A 20236-nucleotide genomic window follows, 5' to 3' on the forward strand; every position below is an offset into this window, starting at 1 on the left:
TCCGTCAGGCATGCTTGTGGAGGAAGGCGACCGCGGCGGCGTTGAACTCGGCGGCCCCCTCCCACTGCGGCCAGTGCGCGGCGCCGCGGATCAGCAGGTACTGGCCGTCCGGGATGAGGGCGCACAGGCGCGCCCCCTCGGCCTCGTCGCCGGTCGGCTCGTTGTCGGTCCACACCATCAACGCCGGGACCGGCACGGCGGCGAAGTCGTCGTCCGTGACGCGGTTGCGCCACCGCCGCTCGGGCTCGCGCAGGGCGGAGACGTTCGCCATGCTGAACCCGTCGCGGGAGTAGACGGCCTGGCGGACCCGGACGAGTTCGTCGGTGATGTTCTCCGGGTCGTGGATGACGACCTGGAGGCGCTTGCGCACGTTCTCGAAGGTCGGCTCGCTCACCGCCCGGGCACTCACCGACTGCGTGCGGTCCAGCCCGGGTTCGCCGACGACCCGGCCGCCCGGCGCGGACAGGATCACCGTGCGCAGCCGCTCGGGGTGCTTCGGCGCGAACTTCAGCGCGAGCCAGCCGCCGAGCGACTCGCCGGCCAGGTGCACGCGGTCCAGCTCCAGCGCGTCGAGCAGGGCGAGCAGGTGCTCCTCGTAGTCGCGGATCTCCAGCGGATGGTCGGCGAGCGAGGTGTGGCCGTGGCCCGGGTAGTCGTAGCCGACCACCCGGAAACCGGCCTCGGCGAGCGCCCGCACGTTCTGCGTCCAGGCCTCGATGTGCCCGCTGGTGCCGCTGGCCAGGACGACCGTCTGGGCGTCCGGGGCCGCCCCCGCGATGTCGAGGACCCGGGTGCGGTAGCCGCCCGCGTCCACGTACCGCAGCGTGTGCTCCAGGTCCGCGATCTCCTCCCACAGGGTGGCGAGGTGCCTGTGCCGCGTGTCGGGGCTCATGCGGTCACCGCCGCCTGGACGGCGAAGCCGGCGCCCCACTTCTCGACGGCCCAGTAGCGGTCGACGGCGAAGCGGTAGGGACCGGCGGTCGACAGTGCCGCGTAGGCCGCGATCCAGCTGCGCATCTCGTGTGCGGCCGAGCCGCCCTCCGCCATGAACCAGCCGTTCTCCCAGCCGTCGACCGCGCCGAGGTCGCCGGAGCGGAACGCGTCGAGGACGAGCTTGTCCCACTCCTCGTTCAGCGGGTCGCTGGGGGCCTTGCCGTCGGCGATCGCCTGGATGCCCCGCACGATCGCCTGCTCGCGCTCGCGCCGCTCCTCGGAGGAGGGGGCGTAGGCGACCAGACGTTCCCGCACGGTGCCGGGCGCGCCGTCCCAGCGGGGGATCGGCGGGTTGTGGGAGATGCCGCCCGAGGCGAGGAACAGCACCTTCTTGTCCAGCGTGCGGGCGGCGCGGCCGAACGCCTCGCCCATCAGGCGCACCCGCCGCATGGGGGTGAGCGGCAGACCGATGGCGTTCACGAACACCGGCACGATCGGCTGGGTGAAGTCCTTGCCGAACACGAAGTCGAGCGGCTGCACCACCCCGTGGTCGACGGTCATCCGCTCGCTGCGGCCGATGTCGATGCCCTCGGCCAGGACGGCGGCGTGCAGGGCCCGGGCGGCGTCGGCGTCGACGGGGAGCGGGCCCGCGGTGGTGCCGTAGTCGCCGATGCCCTCGGCGACCGCGCCGATCGCCCAGGGGGTGATCAGGGAGTAGAGCTGGCCGTTGAAGTGGTCGGGGCCGAACACCACGACCAGGTCGGGGTCGTACGCCCCGACGAACTCCTTGACCTCGTCGATGGCGGCATTGATCTCGGCGAACGTCTCCCCTCCGGGGTCGACGTTGCCGAAGGACGGCGCGTGGGAGAGCGCGGCGACGGCCAGCGGCATGGAACGGTTCCTTTCTCGGAAGGGGGCGGACGGCCGCTACGCGGACGTGCCGGAGAGTGCGGGCTCGGGCCGGGCCTCGGACGAGGTGTCGGACCGGCGGCTCAGGTGGAGGACGATGATGCTGGCGCCGGCGAGGAGCATCGGCAGCGAGAAGACGGTGAAGGCCGTGCCCATCCCCAGGCCCGCGTCGAAGGCGGCGCCGCCGACGACCGGCGCCGCGATGCCGCCGAACCGGCCGACGCCGATCACCACGCCGAAGCCGGTCGAACGGGCCAGCGTCGGGTAGAGCGTGGGGACGATCGCGTAGAAGGCGGCGGTGCCGGAGCAGACGAAGAAGGAGGCGAGGAAGAGGGTCCACCAGGCGGTCGGCATGCCCGACCCCACGATGCCGAACAGCGACAGGGTGACGGTGGCCAGGACCAGGAAGACCGGGGCGAGGAAGCGGATGTTGACGCGGCCGCCGAGGAAACCGAAGAGGACGTTGCCGAGGATGCCGCCGATGCTGAACGCGGTGACGAGCTGCGGGGCCAGCGCCGGGTTGTCGTTGGCGGACGCCACGCTGCTGGGCGCCCAGTTCGTCATGAAGTAGAAGCTGAGCATGTAGGCGATGTAGCCGACGCTCATGAGCAGCGTGTAGAACCCGGTCCGGCCGGTGAACACGGTGCGCAGGGTGCCCTTCGCCCTGACGCCCGTCGAGTCGGTCTCCGGGAGTGCGGCGAGCGCCGGGCGGTGCATCTTGGCCAGCAGCGCGTTGAGCCGCTGGAGGGAGTCCGTGCGGCGGCCCTCGGAGAGCCAGACGAGCGACTCGGGCAGCAGGGCGTACGTGGCGACGGCGGCGATCGCGCTCAGCGCGAAGCCGATCCACCAGCCGTACTGCCAGCCGCGCGTGTCCAGCATCGGCCCGACGATCATCGAGCCGAGCAGTCCACCGATGTTGATCGCGGCGGCGTACACCGCCATGACCAGGGCGTACACCCGCTTGCCCGTGTACTCGGAGAGGATGACGCCGACCACGGCCACCAGACAGCCGACCCCGACACCGGTGACGATCCGGCTGACGACCAGGGGCCATGTCCCGGTGTCCGGCGACGCGAACGGGCCGATGAACATGCCGGCCGCGATGGTCACGGTCGCCATGACCCCCATCCTGCGTCTGCCGATCCGGTCGGCGAGCGGCGCGACGATGATCGACCCCACGAGCATGCCGATCAGGGCGCCGGACATCACGAGTCCGAGTTCGGCCTTGGAGACGCCGAAGCCCCTCTCGATGTACGGGGCGGAGAACGAGGTCAGCGAGACGTCGTAGCCGTCGAGCACGACCAGGGCGATCGCGATGACGATGGCGCGGACCTGCAGACCGCTCATCTTCTGCTGCGGAATGTGGTCGGTGATCCTCATGAAGTTCTCCCTGTTCCGGGACAGAGCGGACCTGTGCCGTGGCGGCGGCCCGCAGGGATGAGGTGGACCGCGCACCGGGTCGCGTTCCATCGACGAAATCTAGAAGTTACGTTCTAGAATCGTCATTACATTGACGATCCGCAGCAGGCGGTGTCAAGGGTCGGAGGACATTTCCCACAACGCGGTCCGTCGCGGCCGGCGTGCGCACGCGACTCCTCATACCGACGCGAGTGTCGGCATCGGATAGGATGCCGACACTCGCGTCGTCAAGTGTGAGTAAAGATCCCTGCGCCGGACGACGTGCCCTTCCCGTCCCCTCGCCCGGAGTCCCCGTGTTCCTCGCCCTACGCGACCTGCGCTTCGCCCGCGGCCGCTTCGCCCTCATGGGCGCCGTGGTCGCCCTCATCGCCGTCCTCGGCGTCCTCCTGTCCGGACTGGCCTCCGGACTGGCCGACGCCGGCATCTCCGGGCTGCGCGCGCTGCCCCTGACCCACATCGCCTTCGACGAGAAGGCGACCAGCGAGCAGTTCTCCCGATCCACCGTGGAGCAGGAGGACTGGGAGGCGTGGTCCAAGGCACCGGGGGTGAAGCGCGCCGAGACGTTCGGCAACACCCTCACCAACGCCCAGATCACCAAGGGCGCCGAGAAGGGCGAGCAGGTCAACCTCGCCGTCTTCGGCATGGCACCCGACTCGCCCCTGGCCCCGGAGCCGACCGAGGGCAAGGGCCTGAAGGACGCGGGCGGCGGCATCGTCATCACCCAGGAGATCGCCGACCTCGGCGTGCGGATCGGGGACGTCCTGACCGCCGACAAGAGCGAGGTCCCGCTGAAGGTGGTCGGCCTGGTCGACGACACCGTCTCCTACGGCCACATCGGCGTCGCCTACGCCGACCTCGACACCTGGCGCCACCTGCACTACGGCCTGCCCGGCGAACTGCCCGAGGCCGCGCTGCGGCAGGCCACGGCCGTCGCCCTCACCCTGGAGGACGGCGCCGACGTCAGCGCCGTCGAGAAGGCCACCGGCACCCGCGCCGACAGCAAGGAGACCAGCTACGGCGCGTCCCCCGGCTACACGGCCGAGTCCAGCACCATGGCCCTGATCAAGGGCTTCCTGTACGCCATCTCCGCCCTGGTCGTCGGCGCGTTCTTCACCGTGTGGACCGTCCAGCGCAAGCCCGAGATCGCCCTGCTGAAGGCGCTCGGCGCCCCCACCCGCTACATCCTGCGCGACGCCCTCGCCCAGGTCGTCGCCGTCCTCGTCGCCGCCACGGCCGTCGGCACCGCCGTCGGTCTCGCTCTCGGCAGCGCGATGATCGGCAAGGCCCCGTTCTCCCTGTCCGCCCCCGCCATCGCCACGTCCGCGGGCCTGCTCATCGGCCTCGGGACCATCGGCGCCGTCGTCGCCGTCCGCCGCATCACCGCCGTCGACCCCCTGACCGCCCTGGGAGCCACCCGATGACCACGACCAGCACCGACCACCCGGCCCCCCAGGACGCCACCGCCGCCGGCGGACTGCGGCTGCACGACGTCAGCCTGACCCTGGGCGACGGCGACACGGCCGTCACGGCCCTCGACCACGTCGAACTGACCGTCGCACCGGGCGAGTTCGTCGCCGTGGTCGGCCCCTCGGGGTCCGGCAAGTCCAGCCTGCTCGCCGTCGCCGGAGGTCTCCAGCGGCCCACCTCGGGCACGGTCCACATCGCCGGCACCGAGCTGACCGCCCTGTCGGACAAGGACCGCACGGCCGCCCGCCGGCGCCACATCGGCTTCGTCTTCCAGCAGTCGAACCTGCTCGCCTCGCTGACCGTCCGGGAACAGCTCCTGCTGCCCCTGCACATCGACGGACGCCTCGACGCGGCGGGCCGGACCCGGGCCGACGAACTCATCGAGGCGGTCGGCCTCGCCCATCGCGCCGGCTCCCGCCCGCACCAGCTGTCCGGCGGCGAACGCCAGCGCGCCGGGCTCGCCCGCGCCCTGATGACGTCGCCCGCCGTCCTCCTGGTCGACGAGCCCACCTCGGCGCTGGACCGCGAGCGCTCGGCGGAGGCGGTCCGCCTGATCGCCGAGCAGACCCACCGGCACGGCACCGCGACGGTCATGGTCACCCACGACACGGCGATAATGGACGCCGCCGACCGGGTCCACGAGATGGTCGACGGCCGGCTGTCCTGACCGGGCGGGGGCCGGCGCCCCGGCCCCCGCCCCGTCCGTCACCCAGGAGCCCCTCCCGTATGCCGAAGATCAACGCCTCCACCGTCGCCGAACACCGCGCGCAGCAGCGCGAGGCGCTGATCGGGGCGGCGATCGACCTCCTGGTGCACGAGGGCGCCGCGGCCGTCACCCCGGCGGCCGTCGGCGCCCGGGCCGGCCTCGCGCGGTCCAGCGTGTACCAGTACTTCGACTCCTCGGCGGCTCTGCTGGCCACCGTCACCGAGGAGGCGTTCCGGCGCTCCGACGAGGCGCTCGCGCGCGCCCTGGCCGGGGCGGACGGCCCGCTGGAACGCGTCGAGGCGTTCTTCCGGGAGAGCCTGCGCCTCGGCGCCGAAGGCGCCCACCGGCCGGCCGCCGCGCTCATGAACGCCGGTCTCCCGCCCGCCTGCCAGGAGCGCCTGGTGGAGCTGCACCTGCGCCAGGTGGAGCCGTTCCGCGCGGCGGTCCGGGAGCTCGGCGCCCCCGAACCCGCCCTCACGGCCGACCTGATCGCCGGCATGCTCCACACCGCCCTGGCCGCCGTCGAGGGCGGCGCCCCCCTCGGCACGGTCACGGAACGCACGCTGGACCTGGTGCGCCGCTGCCTCGTCCCCCAGGACGGTGCGGCGGACCCGGCCTGACACCGGACCTGCCGCACCGCCTCCCCCTCGGAGAAGGCCTTCTCAGCGCTGCAGGGTCAGCAGGCCCGGGCGGTAGGGCAGCAGGCCGTAGTCACCTCCGGAGTTCGGGCTGCGGCCCTGGTAGAGCAGCTGCAGATGGCAGGGGTCGACGGTCATCGTCTGGTCGGCGCTGGTGCGCAGCAGCTCACCGTGGCTGATGTCGTTCGTCCAGGTGGCGCCGCTGTTGGCCTTGCCGGCGAAGGGGTTGCTCTCGGACGTGGCCTGGGGCGTCCAGGTGCCGCCCAGGCTGGTCGCCGTGAACGAGCGGAAGTACCGGCCCTGCGAGCCGATCGCCTCGACGATCATGAGGTAGCGGTTCTGGCCCTGGAGCTTGTACACCTGCGGCGCCTCGAACAGGTTGTTCGTGGAGTCGCTCATGACCACGGTCGAGGTCGAGCCGAAGCTGCCCGGGAAGTTCCCGATCGGCATGCTCGCCCGGTAGATCTTGCCGTTGTCCCCGGCGAAGAACAGGTACATGTTCGTGCCGTCACCGATGAGCGTCTGGTCGATGGGGCCCGTGCCGGAGCCGGAGATGCTGCCGGAGAACAGCACCTGCTCGGACGACCAGCCGTTGGGGTTGGTGGGATCGCTCGACGTCCGGTACGAGAAGGCGGTACCGCCCCACTGGTACGCCAGCACCCAGATGTTCTTGGGGGCGAAGTAGAAGAGGGAGGGCGCGACCGTCGAGCTGTTCATCGCGTTCTGGCTCGCCGAGCCCATCTCCGACCAGGCCCCGAACAGACCGAAGTTCATCGAACCCCAGCGGGTCCCGGTGTCGTGCGTGGTCGCGTAGACGAGCTGCTTGCCGTTGTAGGGGGCGACGGTGAAGTCCTTCAGCGAGACCCATCCCTGCCGGGGCTGGGCCAGCGCGCCGGTCGAGTTCCAGCGGTAGCTGGACGGCAGGTCGCAGGAGTCGGGGTCGCCGGGATCACCGCCCCCGCTGTCCGAGCCGACCTTGACGAGCTGCCACTGCTGGTTGGCCCCGCCCCAGTCGTCGTACTGGACGATGTTCGCGTTGTCGGCGGTGGAGGCGCCCTGCACCTCCAGTGCCTTGCCGCTGTGGCGGGAGACGAGGCGTACGTAGCCGTCCGAGCTGTCGGCCAGGCGCCACTGCTGGTTGGCGGCGTTCAGGTCGGACCACTGGACGATCGAACCGCCGTTCGCGGTCGACCAGTTGTACACGTCCAGCACCTTGCCGGAGTGGCGCGAGGCGATCCGGTAGGAGCCGTCACCGGAGGCGATGAACCGCCACTGCTGCTGGTTCTGGTCGTTCCTCGTCCACTGGGTGATCCTGGCGCCGTCGTTCGTGGCCAGGTTGTACACGTCGAGCGCCTTGCCGCTGTTGCGGTTGACCAGGACGTACCAGGCGTTCGTGTCGACGGTCGCGGCCGCGGCCGGCTGAGCGCCGAGGAAGGCCGCCAGCAACAGCAAGGGCGCCAGGACGCCGAGCAGGCGTCTCGGGCGCACCGCGGCGGGCGTGCGTGACCACATCGGAGAACCTCCTTGGGGGGAGTGGGGGTACCGCCGACGAAGCGCCGAACGGCCGTGCGGGAGCGGGTGAACCGTGCCGAAACTTTCGAACGCTCCAGGGATCTCCGGCGCCACAAGCTAGGAATGCGGAGCGTCGCGGTCAAGGTGTTTCACTGATCTGTCTGCAAAACGCTGCCGGTTCGGGGGGCGCGAGGAGCGGGGAGCCGGCCGTGCCCTCAGGTCGCCGCAAGAGCCCGGACTACTAGCGTTTGTTGGGCAGTTGACGTCGCTGAGCAGCCGTTATGCGCGCATCGACCGTGGCCCGGTGGGCGTGGGTCGCAGCGCGCCCCTCCCGCGCGCGGAAGAGGGGAGAGTGACGAAAAACTCAACGAAAGTTTCGAAAATCAGTCGGAAAAAATCCGTGCCGCACGGGTTGACGATTCACTGTCAAGCCCCCAATGATCTGTCTGGGAAACCGGCCGAGGGTCGATATACCGAACCTCGGTTCCCGATGTCCTGAGCCGCACCACCCGATCCGCGCACGACACGCCGTGGACCGGCCCTGCCGACCGGCCCAGGCCGCTCCGGCCCCCCGCACGTCCGTTCCCCGGTTTCCCCTGCTCTTCGGTCGTTCCGTGAGAACCGCTAAGGAGGCACCCCCCATGGGCATCCAAGCCCTTCCCAGAGCCGCCGTCCGTCAAAGGCTCCGAACCCCACTGCTGGCGCTCGCCGCCGGCGTCCTCGGGCTGACGGCCGCACTCGTCCCGCCCACGAACGCGGACGCCGCCGAGAGCACGCTCGGCGCCGCCGCGGCGCAGAGCGGCCGCTACTTCGGCGTCGCCATCGCCTCGGGCAAGCTGGGCGACTCGACGTACACCTCGATCGCGAACCGTGAGTTCAACTCGGTGACCGCCGAGAACGAGATGAAGATCGACGCCACCGAGCCGAACCGGGGCCAGTTCAACTTCAGTTCGGCCGACCGCGTCTACAACTGGGCCGTGCAGAACGGCAAGCAGGTCCGCGGCCACACGCTCGCCTGGCACTCCCAGCAGCCGGGCTGGATGCAGAGCCTCAGCGGCAGCTCGCTGCGCCAGGCCATGATCGACCACATCAACGGCGTGATGAACCACTACAAGGGCAAGATCGCCCAGTGGGACGTCGTGAACGAGGCGTTCGCCGACGGCAGTTCGGGCGCCCGGCGTGACTCCAACCTCCAGCGCACCGGCAACGACTGGATCGAGGTCGCCTTCCGCACCGCGCGCGCCGCCGACCCGTCCGCCAAGCTCTGCTACAACGACTACAACGTCGAGAACTGGAACTGGGCGAAGACCCAGGCCATGTACAACATGGTCAAGGACTTCAAGTCGCGCGGCGTGCCGATCGACTGCGTCGGCTTCCAGTCGCACTTCAACAGCGGCAGCCCGTACGACAGCAACTTCCGCACCACGCTGCAGAACTTCGCGGCCCTCGGCGTCGACGTCGCCGTCACCGAGCTCGACATCCAGGGCGCCTCGTCCTCGACGTACGCCGCCGTGGTCAACGACTGCCTGGCCGTCTCGCGCTGCCTCGGCGTCACCGTCTGGGGCGTCCGCGACAGCGACTCCTGGCGCTCCGGCGACACGCCCCTGCTGTTCAACAACGACGGCAGCAAGAAGGCCGCGTACACCGCCGTCCTCAACGCCCTGAACGGCGGCACGACCACGCCTCCGCCGACCGGCGACGGCGGCCAGATCAAGGGCGTCGCCTCGGGCCGCTGCCTGGACGTCCCCAACGCCTCCACCAGCGACGGCACCGGGGTCCAGCTGTACGACTGCCACTCCAACAGCAACCAGCAGTGGGCCGTGACCGACTCCGGTGAGATCCGGGTCTACGGCAACAAGTGCCTGGACGCCGCCGGCACCGGCAACGGCGCCAAGGTCCAGATCTACAGCTGCTGGGGCGGCGACAACCAGAAGTGGCGCCTGAACTCCGACGGTTCGATCGTCGGCGTCCAGTCGGGCCGCTGCCTGGACGCGGCCGGCAGCGGCAACGGCGCCCAGATCCAGATCTACTCCTGCTCGGGCGGCTCCAACCAGCGGTGGACCCTCACCTGAGACACGGGCCTTCAGCCACATGGCCCAGGGCCGCCGTCATGAGGACGGCGGCCCGTCCAGGGGTCCGGCCGTCCGGCGGAAAGCCGACTCCCGGGCGCTGTCCGCCGCCGCGCCGTCACCCGCCCCGGTGCGCGGGCCCTGGTCCGTCGTCTTCCGCGGCCAGGGTCGCCCGCACCCGCTGCTCCTCGCGAGCCGGGCCGACGTCCCGTTCCAGGGGCGTGCGGCTCACTGCTGTGGCGAGGTCCTCCAAGGCCCGTTTCTCGAGTTCGGCCTCACGCCGCAGGACCGGGCTTCCGGTGCCGAGGGCGCTGCCCTGCCAGGCGCGGAGCGCCTCCTCCACGCGTCCCCAGTCCGGGTTCCTGTGCTCGCGCACGTCCTCGGCCGCCTGCTCGGTGTCCGCCTCCAGGGCCTCGGCGAGCCGCTCCGCCTCCGCGGCGAAAGGGCTGTCGGCCCGCGGGACGTGGCTCTCCATGAGCATCGCCGCCCGGCCGAACCGCTTGAGCGCCTCCTGCGCGTCCTCCGCCTCGCGCGACGTCAGGCCGCGGGGGCCGACCGGTTCGCGTCTTGCCTGTTCATAGGCCTTCTGCCAGGCGGCCCGTGCGTCCCTGCTCGCCAGCAGTGCCCTGCGCATGTCCGCGCGACGTTCCCGGGTCGGTCGGGCGTGGCTGCGGAGCACGGCGGCCGCGTAGCGGCCGTCGGCGGCGAGCCAGTCCGCCAGCCGGCCCGGCAGCCGGGGGGTCTCCCACGCGGGGTACACCACGTACGCCAGCATGGCCAGGGCCCCGCCGAGCAGGGTGAGCACCACCCGCTCCGGGACCGTCTGCTCCCATGCCTGGCCGCCCATGCCGAGCAGGAAGACGACGTACGCGGCGGTGAAGCACTGGGAGTAGGCGTAGCCGGTGCGGTTCAGCGTGTACGACAGGCCCGCCGAGACGACCGCCGGCACGGCGGACAGGTGGGCGTCCGTGCCCAACGCCCGCACCACACCGGTGGCGAGCGCCACCCCCACCAGGGTCCCGGCGAGACGGGCCACGGCACGCGCGTACGTCCGGTGGAAGTCCGGCCGCATCACCATCACCGAGGCGATGGGCGCCCAGTAACCGTGCCCCAGGGGCAGCCGGGCGGCGATCAGATAGCCGACCGTGGCCACCGCCGCCAGGCGGACGGCGTGCCGGAACACGGGCGAGTCCCGGCGGAGCTCACGGCGGACCGCCACGACGACGACCGGGACCAGCTTGAACAGGGTCGGGCGCACCAGGAACCGGGCGCCGGCGAGACCGGGCGGCGTGGACGCTCCGGCACGCGCCCCGCCGCTGCCGGCGATGTCCAGCGCCTCGCCGAGCAGTTCCACGAGCCGTTCGGCGGCTTGCCGCGCGGGGCCCTCCAGCACCTCGTGCTCCTCGTCGACGCGCAGGACGTCCGCGCTCTCGGGCCGCACCTCGGCAGGGGTGCCGTGTCGGATCGAACGGGCGGCCGCGTCCAGGACGTCGGCGGCCGCGGCGAGCAACTCCCGGGCGCGGTCCCGCCCGGGTCCCTCGGCCGGGGCGCCCACGTCCGGGTCCGCGAGCGCCGCGACGACCGGCCGGATGCGTTCGGCGAGTCCCCGGGGGCCGTGCAGGACGGGAGGACGGGTGCGGGCCTGGGACGGTGTCACGGCGGCCGCGTCCCGGGCCGTCATCAGCGGCTCCGGGTCGAACGGCGCGGTCGGGTCGTGCCGCAGCCGGCGGGCGTGGTCGGCCACGGCGGCCAGCGCGTCGGCCAGCGCGTCACGGTGCGCGCCCCACCGCCGGACCGGGAACAGCAGGATCAGCGCGGCCTGCGCCACGCCTCCGAGCGCGATGACCCCTGCGTGCTCCAGAGCCCGCCCGACGCTCGTGGGCAGGGTGACGGTCACCAGCATGCTGCCCACGGTCGTCGCCGCGACGATCCCGGCGGTCGATCCGACGGCCCACGCCATTCCCGCGACGAAGGCCCACAGGGCGAGCAGCGGGAGGAACGTCACGAGTCGCCCCGCCGCCAGATAGCCCACGAAGGTGCTGACTGCCAGACCCGCGCCCGCGCCGAGCGCGACGACCTTGCGGGGACGCCAGCTGCGCTGGAAGGTGGCTCCGCCGGCGGAGTAGGCGCCCAGGGCGGCGGACGCGGCATACGCGGGGGAGACCAGCCACAGGGTCGGCCCGATGACGAGCGCCACCCCGGCGGCCGCACGCAGGGCGAGCAGGGGCTCCAGCCGCGTCTCCTCGACCGTGAGCCCGGATCGCAGGACGTCCCCGAAGGCCCGCAGCCAGCTCACGGGTGTCCACGCGGCCGGAACGCCCTGCCGCGTCGCGTCGGCGGGATGGAGGTGCGGCGACCGTCAGGCAAGGAAGCCTCCAGGGCCGTTCACCCGGATCAGGTGGAACGGTCGTTCCGCCGCCTGCCCGCCAGGCTGAGCCCCGGCGCCCCGGCGGCGTGCGTCCGGGTCCCCGTGACCCCTGAGGCCAAACAACCCCCACCGACCGATCGGCAAGATCTCCGGAACAGGCGATCGGGGACCGACGGCGCCCGCCGCGCGGTTCCCGTCGCGATCGGGGTACTCAGGAACGGTGAACGAGGACACGACCGACCCCTACGTGCATGTCCGGGGCGCCGGCGAGAACAACCTGCGGAACATCGACGTCGACGTGCCACGGGACGCCATGGTCGCCTTCACCGGGGTCTCCGGCTCGGGCAAGTCCTCGCTCGCGTTCGGCACGCTCTACGCGGAGGCCCAGCGTCGCTACTTCGAGTCCGTGGCACCGTACGCCCGAAGGCTGTTGCAGCAGGTCGGCGCACCGCACGTGCAGGAGATCACCGGACTGCCCCCGGCCGTGGCCCTGCAGCAGCGCCGCGGATCGCCCAGCTCGCGCTCGACGGTCGGGACCATCACCACCCTGTCCAATCTGCTGCGCATCCTGTACTCCCGCGCCGGCACCTACCCGCCCGGGGCCGCACGGCTGGACGCCGAGTCGTTCTCACCCAACACCGCGGCCGGCGCCTGCCCGCGGTGCCACGGACTGGGCGTCGTGCACGACGTCGCCGAGGACCTGCTCGTCCCGGACCCCTCGCTGAGCATCCGCGAGGGGGCGATCGCCGCCTGGCCGGGAGCCTGGCAGGGCGCCAACCTGCGCAGTGTCGTGAACGGCCTGGGGATCGACATCGACCGGCCCTGGCGCAGACTCCGGAAGAAGGACCGCGACTGGCTGCTGTACACGGACGAGCAGCCCTCCGTGTACATCGAGCCGGAGGAGGACCGCGTCGACTACGGGTACCAGGGCAAGTTCTGGAGCGCCCGCAAGCACGTCATGCACGTCCTCGCCGACTCCAAGAGCGAGAAGATGCGCGAACGGGCGCTCCGGTTCGTCAGAAGCGTGCCCTGCCCCGAGTGCCACGGCAGCGGGCTGCGGCCCGAGGCGCTCGCCGTGACCTTCGCCGGACATTCCATCGCCGAGATCAACGCGAAGCCGCTCACCGAGGTCGTGGCACTGCTGCGGCCGGTCGCCGGGCGGTCCGAGGCCGACGCCACCACGTCGACCGCCCGGTCGGGGGAGACGACCGAGGTCGCGGTCCGGATCTGCGGCGATCTGGTCGCGCGGATCGAGGTACTGCTCGGTCTCGGCCTCGGATATCTCAGCCTCGGGCGCCGCTCGACGACCCTGTCGCCCGGCGAGGCGCAGCGCCTGCGCATCGCCACCCAACTGCGCTCGGGGCTGTTCGGCGTCGTCTACGTCCTCGACGAACCCTCCGCGGGCCTGCACCCCGCCGACGCGGAACCGCTGCTGGACGTGCTGGACCGCCTCAAGGCGGCGGGCAACTCCCTGTTCGTCGTGGAGCACGACATGGACGTCGTACGGCGGGCGGACTGGGTGGTCGACATCGGTCCCGGGGCGGGCGAGGGCGGCGGACGCGTGCTGTACAGCGGCCCGGTCGCCGGTCTCGAACGGGTCGAGGAGTCGGCCACGAGCCGGTACCTGTTCGGGCGCGCCCAGCCGCTCGACCACCGCCCGCGCGCACCGCACGGCTGGCTGCGCCTGCGCGGCGTCTCCCGCCACAACCTCCACGACGTGTCCGTCGACGTACCGCTCTGCGTGCTGACGGCGGTGACGGGCGTGTCCGGCTCCGGAAAGTCGACGCTGGTGACGCAGGTGCTCGCCGAGGTCGTCCGCGGCCACCTCGGACTCGTGCCCGAGGAGCCCGACGAGGCACAGCTGGAGGTTGACGTCGAGGACGCGTCGGGGGTGGAGTCGTTCGACCGGCTGGTCCTGGTCGACCAGCGGCCCATCGGCCGGACCCCCCGGTCCAACCTGGCCACCTACACGGGGATGTTCGACGCCGTGCGCAAGCTGTACGCGGCGACGGACGAGGCCAGGGCGCGCGGCTACTCGGCCGGACGGTTCTCCTTCAACGTGCCCGAGGGGCGCTGCGAGACCTGCCAGGGCGAAGGGTTCGTCGCGGTGGAACTGCTGTTCCTGCCCGGCACCTACGCGCCGTGCCCGACCTGCCGGGGCGCCCGGTACAACGCCGAGACGCTGGAAGTCACCTACCACGGCAAGAACATCGCGGAAGTGCTGGCGCTGTCCGTCGACGCCGCCGCCACGTTCCTCTCCTCCGTCCCGGCCGCCTCCCGCAGTCTGGAGACGCTGCGTGAGGTGGGACTGGGGTACCTGCGGCTGGGCCAGCCCGCGACGGAACTCAGCGGCGGTGAGGCGCAACGCATCAAACTGGCCACCGAACTGCAGCGGGCCCGCCGCGGGCACGCGCTCTACCTGCTGGACGAGCCGACGGCGGGGCTGCACCCCGCTGACATCGCGCTGCTGCTGCGACAGCTGCACCGCCTCGTCGACGCGGGCAACACGGTCGTCCTCGTCGAGCACGACCTGGACACGATCGCCACCGCCGACTGGGTCGTCGACCTCGGCCCGGGCGGCGGCGACGCGGGCGGCCGGGTCGTCGCGGCGGGCCCGCCCGCCAAGGTGGCGAAAGCCCGCCGCAGCGCCACCGCGCCCTACCTCGCGGCCCGGCTCACGCGCTCCTGACGGCCAGAAGCCCTTCGCGACGGCCGACGGCTCCGGGAGCCGGCCGCGCCCCCTCGACCGACCGGACCCACCGCGGTCAGGGGGCGCCAGGTCACACGCCCGGCCCGCTGTCCTCCGAGGTCGCGGCCGACCTGCTGAGGGAGCAGATCCGTGTCGCGGTGTACGGGGCGGCCGTGGCGATGGCGCTTCCCCGGGCAGTGGCGGGGGCGTCCATGACGCCTCCCTGGGGTCGGGGGTCGGGGGTACCCCGGGCGTGGCGGGCGCGGGCCGGGCCGGCGTGTCGGGCGGACTTCTCGCAGGCCGTCGTGGCGTGCGGGGCACGACGGGGCCCGGGCGTCACAGGGCGAGGACGTGCAGGTCGACCAGGTCGAGCAGCGCCCGCAGAGCCGAGCTGGGCCGCCGGGTCGACGACGTGCCGAGATGCATGCTCCAGCGCAGCACGGTGCCGTGGACGTCCAGGACGTGCAGGCCCGGGGTGCGGGCGACGGCGAACGCGGGCAGGAAGGCGATGCCCAGACCGTGCCGGACGAGGGCCGCCCCCATGTCGATGTCGGGCACTTCCAGGGCCACCCGGCGTACGACGCCCGCCGCAGCGAACGCCCGGTCGACCACCTCGCGGTTGCCGTAGCCCGGCGGGAAGTCCACGAAGGGCTCCTCCGCGAGGTCCGCCAGCGTCAACTCCCCCCGCCGCGCGAGCGGATGGGCGGCGTTCACCACGAGGACGAGCGGCACGGTCGCCAGCTCGCGGGCGTCGATCCCGGCGGGTCTGCGCTCGGGCAGCGACAGGAAGGCCACGTCCAGGTCTCCGCTGAGCAGCGCGTGCGCCAGTCCCTCCGAGCCGGTCGTCGCCAGCCGCAGCCGGACGTCGATCGCCGGATGCCGCGCGTGCAGCTGCCCGAGGAGCGCCGGCAGGTCCACCACCTCGACCGAGGCCATCGCGCCCACGTTCACCGTGCCGCGCAGTGTGTCCTGGGCGGCGCGCACGGCGTCCTGGGCCGCCTGGGCGGCGTGCAGGGTGGCGCGGGCCTCCGGCAGCAGCGCCGCGCCCGCCCCGGTGAGCCGGACCCGCTGCGACGTGCGCTCGAACAGCGCGCAGCCGAGCTCGCGCTCCAGGGAGCGGATCGCGGCGGACACCCCCGACTGCACCACGTGCAGCCGCCGGGCGGCGCGCGTGAAGCTCAGCTCCTCGGCGACCGCGATGAAGTGCTCCAGCTGACGTAGCTCCACAGGACAAGTATCTCCCGTATTGCTCGACCTCAGCAAAAACATTCGTTGGCATTGATCCTCGCTGGTGAGGAGGATGGAAGGCGTCATCCGCTTCCGTCCGAGGAGGGGTACCCCTGCCTGCCGCACCGACGCCGCTGAGCCGTCCCACAGCCGACGCTCCCGGCGACCCGACCCACCACCCCCGGGCACTCGCCCGCGCCGGCCTGCCGCCCCGTGCCCCCGGCCGGCGCCGTGCCTCGCACGCGACCGGCTTCTGGTTCGTGGCGGTGGCCTTCGCCGTGCTGATGGCCTTCGGCACCGCGCCGACCCCGCTGTGGCCGCTGTACGAGGCCCGGGACCACTTCGGCGCGACCACGGTCACCGTGGCGTACGCCTCGATGGTCGTGGGGGCGGCGGGCGCCTTCCTGGGGCTGGGACACCTGTCGGACCGGCTCGGCCGGCGGCGCATCATCGTCCCGGCGCTGCTGGTCGGCATCCTCGCGTCGGTCGTACTGATCGCGTGGCGGGACCTGCCGGGGCTGATCGCGGGCCGGGTCCTCAACGGTGTCGGACTGGGGCTCATGGCCTCGACCGCGACGACGTATCTGCACGACCTCCACCACGAGGCCCGTCCCGACCGGACGGGTTCGGTGCTGCCCGGCGTCGTGGCCACCGCCGCCAACCTCGGCGGCCTGGCCTCGGGCCCCCTGGTCGCCGGAGTCGTCGCCGAGTGGCTCCCCGCGCCCCTGATCACCGCCCAGGTGATCTTCACGCTCGCCATGGCGGTGTGCCTGGCCCTGGTGCTGTGCACCCCGGAGACCGTGGACCTGGAGCTGCCCGCCGCCCGGCCGTCCAGCAGGTTCGTCCTGCGCCCCGGCGGCCGGCGGGCGTTCGGCGCGGCCGGCGCGCTGGGCGCCTTCGCCTTCGCGATCCTCGGCCTGATCTCCTCCCTCGGGGCGAGCGTGCTCCACGGCAGCCTGCACACCGACTCGCACCTCGTGGTGGGCCTGGCGGCCTTCCTCATGTTCGGTTCCGCGGCGGCCGCCCAGCTGGTGCTGGGCCGCCTCCCACTGCCCCGGCTCCTGACCGTGGGGGCGGTGGTCTTCCCGGTCGGGCTGGTCCTGTGCGCCGTCGCCCTCCAGCATCCGGCGCTCTGGCTCTACCTGGTCGCCGTGTCCCTGTCGGGAGCCGGCTCCGGGCTGCTGTTCAAGGGAGGTGTCGAACGCGCCGGCGCGGTGGCCGAGCCCGCCTCACGCGCGGGGGTCCTCGCCATGTTCTTCGTCGTCGCCTACCTGGGCATGGGCCTGCCGTCCGTCCTGTTCAGCATCGCCCTGCGGTACTTCGCCGTGCAGAGCGCGATGATCGGTTTCGCGACGGTCCTCTCCTGCGGCGCCGTCGTGTCGGTGGTCGTCGCGTTGCGGGATCGGGCACCCGGTCCGGGCGAACTCCCGGCGAGGTCCGCACGCCCCTCCTGACCTTCCCGCGGCGTATGCGGCGCGGCTGTCTGGGAGGCGTGCGGCTGGGCACCCGGTGCGGGTGCGCGGGCCACGGATCCGCGGCGGACGGGAGGCCCAGATGTCTGCGGAACCGGCCAGAACGATCGTGCTCCCCTCCGGCGAGGAGATCGCGGCCGCAGGACAGGGCACCTGGTACCTGGGCGAGGACCCGGGCCGGCGTGAACAGGAGATCGCCGCGCTGCGGCTGGGCGTGGACCTGGGGATGACCGTCGTCGACACGGCGGAGATGTACGGCGACGGAGCGGCCGAGGAACTCGTCGGGGAGGCCCTCCGCGGACGGCGGGACGAGGTCTTCCTCGTCAGCAAGGTGCTGCCCGGCCACGCCGACCGGAAGGGCACCGTCGCCGCCTGCGAGGGCAGCCTGCGGCGGCTCGGTACGGACCGGCTGGACCTGTACCTGCTGCACTGGCGGGGACGGTGGCCCCTCGAGGAGACCCTGGCGGGATTCACCGACCTGATGGAGGCGGGGAAGATCCGGCACTGGGGCGTGAGCAATCTGGACGGCGCCGACATGACCGAGCTGGCCACCCTCCCCGGCGGGGACGCCGTGGCCGTCGACCAGGTGCTGTACAACCTCTCACGGCGGGGCATCGAGTGGGATCTGCTCCCCTGGTGCCGCGAGGCCGAGGTGGCGGTCATGGCCTACTCACCGATCGAGCAGGGGCGGATCCTGGGGGCCGAGGTACTGGGTGCCGTGGCCCGGGCCCTCGGAGCCACACCGGCCCAGGTGGCACTGGCCTGGGTGCTGGAACAGGGGGTGTCCGCGATCCCACGTTCCGGATCTCCCGACCACGTACGGGAGAACCGCGGCGCGGTGGACCTCCGCCTTCCCACCGAGGCGCTCGAAGTCCTCGACGAGGCGTTCCCGCCGCCCACGGCGGCCACACCCCTGGAGATGCTCTGAGGGAGTGGACAGGCTGACGCGCCCGCCTCCCCGCTCCTGCTCCACCACCGCTGCTCCGGCACGTGACCCGACGGGCCACGGCACCCTGTCGCCCCCGCCTCGCCCAAGGAGGTTCGCGCGGCGTGGCCGTGGCGGTCCACCGCCCTGGCCGTCGACGTGTTCGCCCCCCGTCACACCCCCTGGGAGATGTTCCTCACAACCGTGGACCCCAACGACTGCCCGTGTACAGTGAAGATCGCCCTTGACCTGCACAAAGCCGGCAGGGAGCCGACTTCCAGGAGTCCAACGTGCTGCGCACCATGTTCAAGTCCAAGATCCACCGTGCCACCGTCACCCAGGCCGACCTGCACTACGTGGGATCGGTGACCATCGACGCGGATCTGCTCGACGGCGCCGATCTCTATCCCGGCGAGCTCGTGCACATCGTCGACATCACCAACGGCGCCCGCCTCGAGACATACGTCATCGAGGGGGAGCGCGGGTCCGGTGTCATCGGGATCAACGGGGCCGCCGCCCATCTCGTCCACCCCGGCGACCTGGTGATCATCATCAGTTACGCTCAGATGACCGACGCCGAGGCGCGGGAGTACGAGCCGCGCGTCGTGCACGTGGACGGCGCCAACCGGATCGTCGCCCTCGGCGCCGACCCGTCCGAGCCGGTGCCGGGCTCCGACCAGGAGCGCAGTCCGCAAGCCGTGCCGGTGGCCTGAGTCCCAGGAGCAGGAGCGTGCGATGAGCGACACCGAGATCCGTGACGACCGGGCGGCGGGCCGCCTGGAGGCGGTCCAGGGCGACGAGGTCGTCGGCCACATCGAGTACTTCGTCCTCGACGAGCCGTCCCGCGCCCTCGTCCCCGTCCATACGATCGTGGAGCCCGCCCACGAGGGGAAGGGCATCGCCGGTTCCCTCGCCCGCGAGCTGTACCGCATGGCGGAGCGCGAGGGCGTCGTCGTCGCGCCGCTCTGCCCGTACGTCGTCAAGTGGGCCGAGCGGCATCCGGACGAGGCCCCGGCGGCCGACCCGCGGCTGCTCACCGCCGCGAAGGACTGGCTGCGGGCGCATCCCGAACGGTTCTGACGTCTTCCGGCGTCTCACGGCGTCTGCCGGCAGGTCGTGCGTGGTGCGGGCGGGTGACTGCCCGCGCCCGCCCCGGGTACGCGGGGCAGTAGTCCAGAGCCGACCTGCGTCGAGTCGCTGGAGGACGCCATGACGAACCCGTATCCGGATCCGGTCCCCGGACCGGCGCCGGACCCGGAGCCGCAGCACCCGGAGCCCCATCCGGTCCCACCCCCGGAGCCCCCACCGGCCCCGCAGCCCCCGACCCCTGGCCCGGCACCGGCCCCGCAGCCTCCAGCCCCCGGGCCGCCGCCGCCCACGCCGGGGCCGCCCCCGTCACCGGACCCGGTGCCGCCGGGCCCACCGTCGCCGCCCGACCCCGTACCACCGGGGCCCGCCCCGTCGCCGATCCCGCCGGGACCGGAGCCGGTGCCGAGCCCCGAGCCGGGGCCGCCGCTCAGCTGACGGCCGGCCCGGATCTGATCCACGGCACCGATCCTGACGGGAGCCAGAGCGGTGCTCAACCCTGCGCCCGGCCTCGCTCAGCTGACCCGCCGGGCCGGCGGGCTACGGCGCGATCTCGAACCGCGGTGGCCGCACCGTCGCCAGGCAAGACCGGTCCGCCGCCGTCGGGGAGCGGAGGAACGACAGCGTGGGCGTTGGCAGTACGGCGTAGGCCAGCCTCGGCGGGCGGCCCGGCACCCCCCACCCGGGAGCGCCACTCGGGGCACCCCGGGCTCACCCGGACAGACGTCCGCCCCGCCCCCGGGTCGAGACCGGGAGCGGGGCGGACGAGACGGTGGAGCGGGAGATCTCCCGAACGGAAGACTCCCCGGCGGACAC

Annotated in this window: 16 protein-coding genes; 9 read left to right on the top strand and 7 right to left on the bottom strand. The window is 72.6% G+C overall.

Annotated elements, in window-relative coordinates; translation table 11 throughout:
- Positions 1–4: 4 nt before the first annotated feature.
- Genes F8R89_RS31340 through F8R89_RS31350 form a run of 3 tightly spaced genes read right to left on the bottom strand, consistent with a single transcriptional unit; the run spans position 5 to position 3222 of the window.
- Positions 5–892 carry an alpha/beta fold hydrolase gene (locus tag F8R89_RS31340; RefSeq protein ID WP_151787120.1) on the bottom strand — a complete coding sequence of 296 codons (888 nt, stop codon included), beginning with the start codon at positions 890–892 and terminating at the stop codon, positions 5–7.
- Positions 889–1824 (bottom strand): 3-carboxyethylcatechol 2,3-dioxygenase, encoded by a 936-nt coding sequence (locus F8R89_RS31345; protein WP_151787121.1) that lies wholly within the window; start codon positions 1822–1824, stop codon positions 889–891. The genes F8R89_RS31340 and F8R89_RS31345 overlap by 4 nt, the downstream gene beginning before the upstream one ends.
- Before the next feature lie 36 nt (positions 1825–1860).
- Positions 1861–3222, bottom strand: a complete 1362-nt coding sequence (locus F8R89_RS31350) for an MFS transporter (protein WP_151787122.1) — start codon at positions 3220–3222, stop codon at positions 1861–1863.
- A gap of 332 nt (positions 3223–3554) precedes the next feature.
- Here F8R89_RS31350 and F8R89_RS31355 point away from each other — a divergent pair, with 332 nt between their 5' ends.
- From F8R89_RS31355 to F8R89_RS31365, 3 genes are read left to right on the top strand one after another with little or no spacing between them, the layout of a single operon-like run.
- Positions 3555–4682 (top strand): ABC transporter permease, encoded by a 1128-nt coding sequence (locus F8R89_RS31355; RefSeq protein WP_151787123.1) that lies wholly within the window; start codon positions 3555–3557, stop codon positions 4680–4682.
- The gene (locus F8R89_RS31360; protein WP_151787124.1) at positions 4679–5395 is read left to right on the top strand and encodes an ABC transporter ATP-binding protein; all 717 of its coding nucleotides are present in this window, start codon (positions 4679–4681) and stop codon (positions 5393–5395) included. The genes F8R89_RS31355 and F8R89_RS31360 overlap by 4 nt, the downstream gene beginning before the upstream one ends.
- 59 nt (positions 5396–5454) lie before the next feature.
- Positions 5455–6054, top strand: coding sequence for a TetR/AcrR family transcriptional regulator (locus tag F8R89_RS31365; protein WP_151787125.1), 600 nt, complete (start codon positions 5455–5457; stop codon positions 6052–6054).
- Positions 6055–6096: 42 nt separating this feature from the next.
- Here the strand turns inward: F8R89_RS31365 and F8R89_RS31370 are convergent, their stop codons facing one another.
- Positions 6097–7584: a non-reducing end alpha-L-arabinofuranosidase family hydrolase gene (locus F8R89_RS31370; RefSeq protein ID WP_151787126.1), complete on the bottom strand. Its 1488-nt coding sequence runs from the start codon at positions 7582–7584 to the stop codon at positions 6097–6099.
- Between the two features lie 641 nt (positions 7585–8225).
- On the opposite strand from F8R89_RS31370, the gene F8R89_RS31375 reads away from it, so the two are divergent.
- Positions 8226–9656, top strand: a complete 1431-nt coding sequence (locus tag F8R89_RS31375; protein WP_151787127.1) for an endo-1,4-beta-xylanase — start codon at positions 8226–8228, stop codon at positions 9654–9656.
- Positions 9657–9771: 115 nt separating this feature from the next.
- Here the strand turns inward: F8R89_RS31375 and F8R89_RS31380 are convergent, their stop codons facing one another.
- Positions 9772–11949 (bottom strand): FUSC family protein, encoded by a 2178-nt coding sequence (locus F8R89_RS31380; protein ID WP_151787128.1) that lies wholly within the window; start codon positions 11947–11949, stop codon positions 9772–9774.
- A 292-nt stretch (positions 11950–12241) separates the two neighbouring features.
- Here F8R89_RS31380 and uvrA point away from each other — a divergent pair, with 292 nt between their 5' ends.
- Entirely contained in the window at positions 12242–14710 is a 2469-nt protein-coding gene (gene uvrA / locus F8R89_RS31385; protein ID WP_151787129.1) for an excinuclease ABC subunit UvrA, read from the top strand.
- Between the two features lie 91 nt (positions 14711–14801).
- On the opposite strand, the gene F8R89_RS37155 is transcribed toward uvrA, so the two are convergent.
- Entirely contained in the window at positions 14802–14924 is a 123-nt protein-coding gene (locus F8R89_RS37155; protein ID WP_264158897.1) for a hypothetical protein, read from the bottom strand.
- Between the two features lie 122 nt (positions 14925–15046).
- Positions 15047–15937 (bottom strand): LysR substrate-binding domain-containing protein, encoded by an 891-nt coding sequence (locus F8R89_RS31390; RefSeq protein ID WP_151787130.1) that lies wholly within the window; start codon positions 15935–15937, stop codon positions 15047–15049.
- 260 nt (positions 15938–16197) lie between these two features.
- Between F8R89_RS31390 and F8R89_RS31395 the strand changes: the two genes are divergently transcribed.
- From F8R89_RS31395 to F8R89_RS31410, 4 genes are all read left to right on the top strand, one after another.
- A complete protein-coding gene (locus F8R89_RS31395) occupies positions 16198–17391 on the top strand; it encodes an MFS transporter (protein ID WP_151787131.1) in 1194 nt (397 codons plus the stop codon).
- A gap of 100 nt (positions 17392–17491) precedes the next feature.
- Positions 17492–18337: an aldo/keto reductase gene (locus F8R89_RS31400; RefSeq protein ID WP_151787132.1), complete on the top strand. Its 846-nt coding sequence runs from the start codon at positions 17492–17494 to the stop codon at positions 18335–18337.
- A gap of 287 nt (positions 18338–18624) precedes the next feature.
- A complete protein-coding gene (panD, locus tag F8R89_RS31405) occupies positions 18625–19047 on the top strand; it encodes an aspartate 1-decarboxylase (protein ID WP_062671016.1) in 423 nt (140 codons plus the stop codon).
- A 22-nt stretch (positions 19048–19069) separates the two neighbouring features.
- Positions 19070–19414 carry a GNAT family N-acetyltransferase gene (locus tag F8R89_RS31410; RefSeq protein WP_151787133.1) on the top strand — a complete coding sequence of 115 codons (345 nt, stop codon included), beginning with the start codon at positions 19070–19072 and terminating at the stop codon, positions 19412–19414.
- Positions 19415–20236 lie beyond the last annotated feature (822 nt).

This window comes from Streptomyces sp. SS1-1, from assembly GCF_008973465.1.
GTDB lineage: Bacteria > Actinomycetota > Actinomycetes > Streptomycetales > Streptomycetaceae > Streptomyces.

Bases quoted from the DNA above. Each gene is read 5' to 3' on its own strand.
- F8R89_RS37155 (WP_264158897.1), bottom strand. From the start codon at position 14,924: ATGGACGCCCCCGCCACTGCCCGGGGAAGCGCCATCGCCACGGCCGCC.
- F8R89_RS31340 (WP_151787120.1), bottom strand. From the start codon at position 892: ATGAGCCCCGACACGCGGCACAGGCACCTCGCCACCCTGTGGGAGGAG.
- F8R89_RS31360 (WP_151787124.1), top strand. From the start codon at position 4,679: ATGACCACGACCAGCACCGACCACCCGGCCCCCCAGGACGCCACCGCC.
- F8R89_RS31410 (WP_151787133.1), top strand. From the start codon at position 19,070: ATGAGCGACACCGAGATCCGTGACGACCGGGCGGCGGGCCGCCTGGAG.
- F8R89_RS31345 (WP_151787121.1), bottom strand. From the start codon at position 1,824: ATGCCGCTGGCCGTCGCCGCGCTCTCCCACGCGCCGTCCTTCGGCAAC.
- F8R89_RS31350 (WP_151787122.1), bottom strand. From the start codon at position 3,222: ATGAGGATCACCGACCACATTCCGCAGCAGAAGATGAGCGGTCTGCAG.
- F8R89_RS31370 (WP_151787126.1), bottom strand. From the start codon at position 7,584: ATGTGGTCACGCACGCCCGCCGCGGTGCGCCCGAGACGCCTGCTCGGC.
- F8R89_RS31400 (WP_151787132.1), top strand. From the start codon at position 17,492: ATGTCTGCGGAACCGGCCAGAACGATCGTGCTCCCCTCCGGCGAGGAG.
- F8R89_RS31365 (WP_151787125.1), top strand. From the start codon at position 5,455: ATGCCGAAGATCAACGCCTCCACCGTCGCCGAACACCGCGCGCAGCAG.
- F8R89_RS31375 (WP_151787127.1), top strand. From the start codon at position 8,226: ATGGGCATCCAAGCCCTTCCCAGAGCCGCCGTCCGTCAAAGGCTCCGA.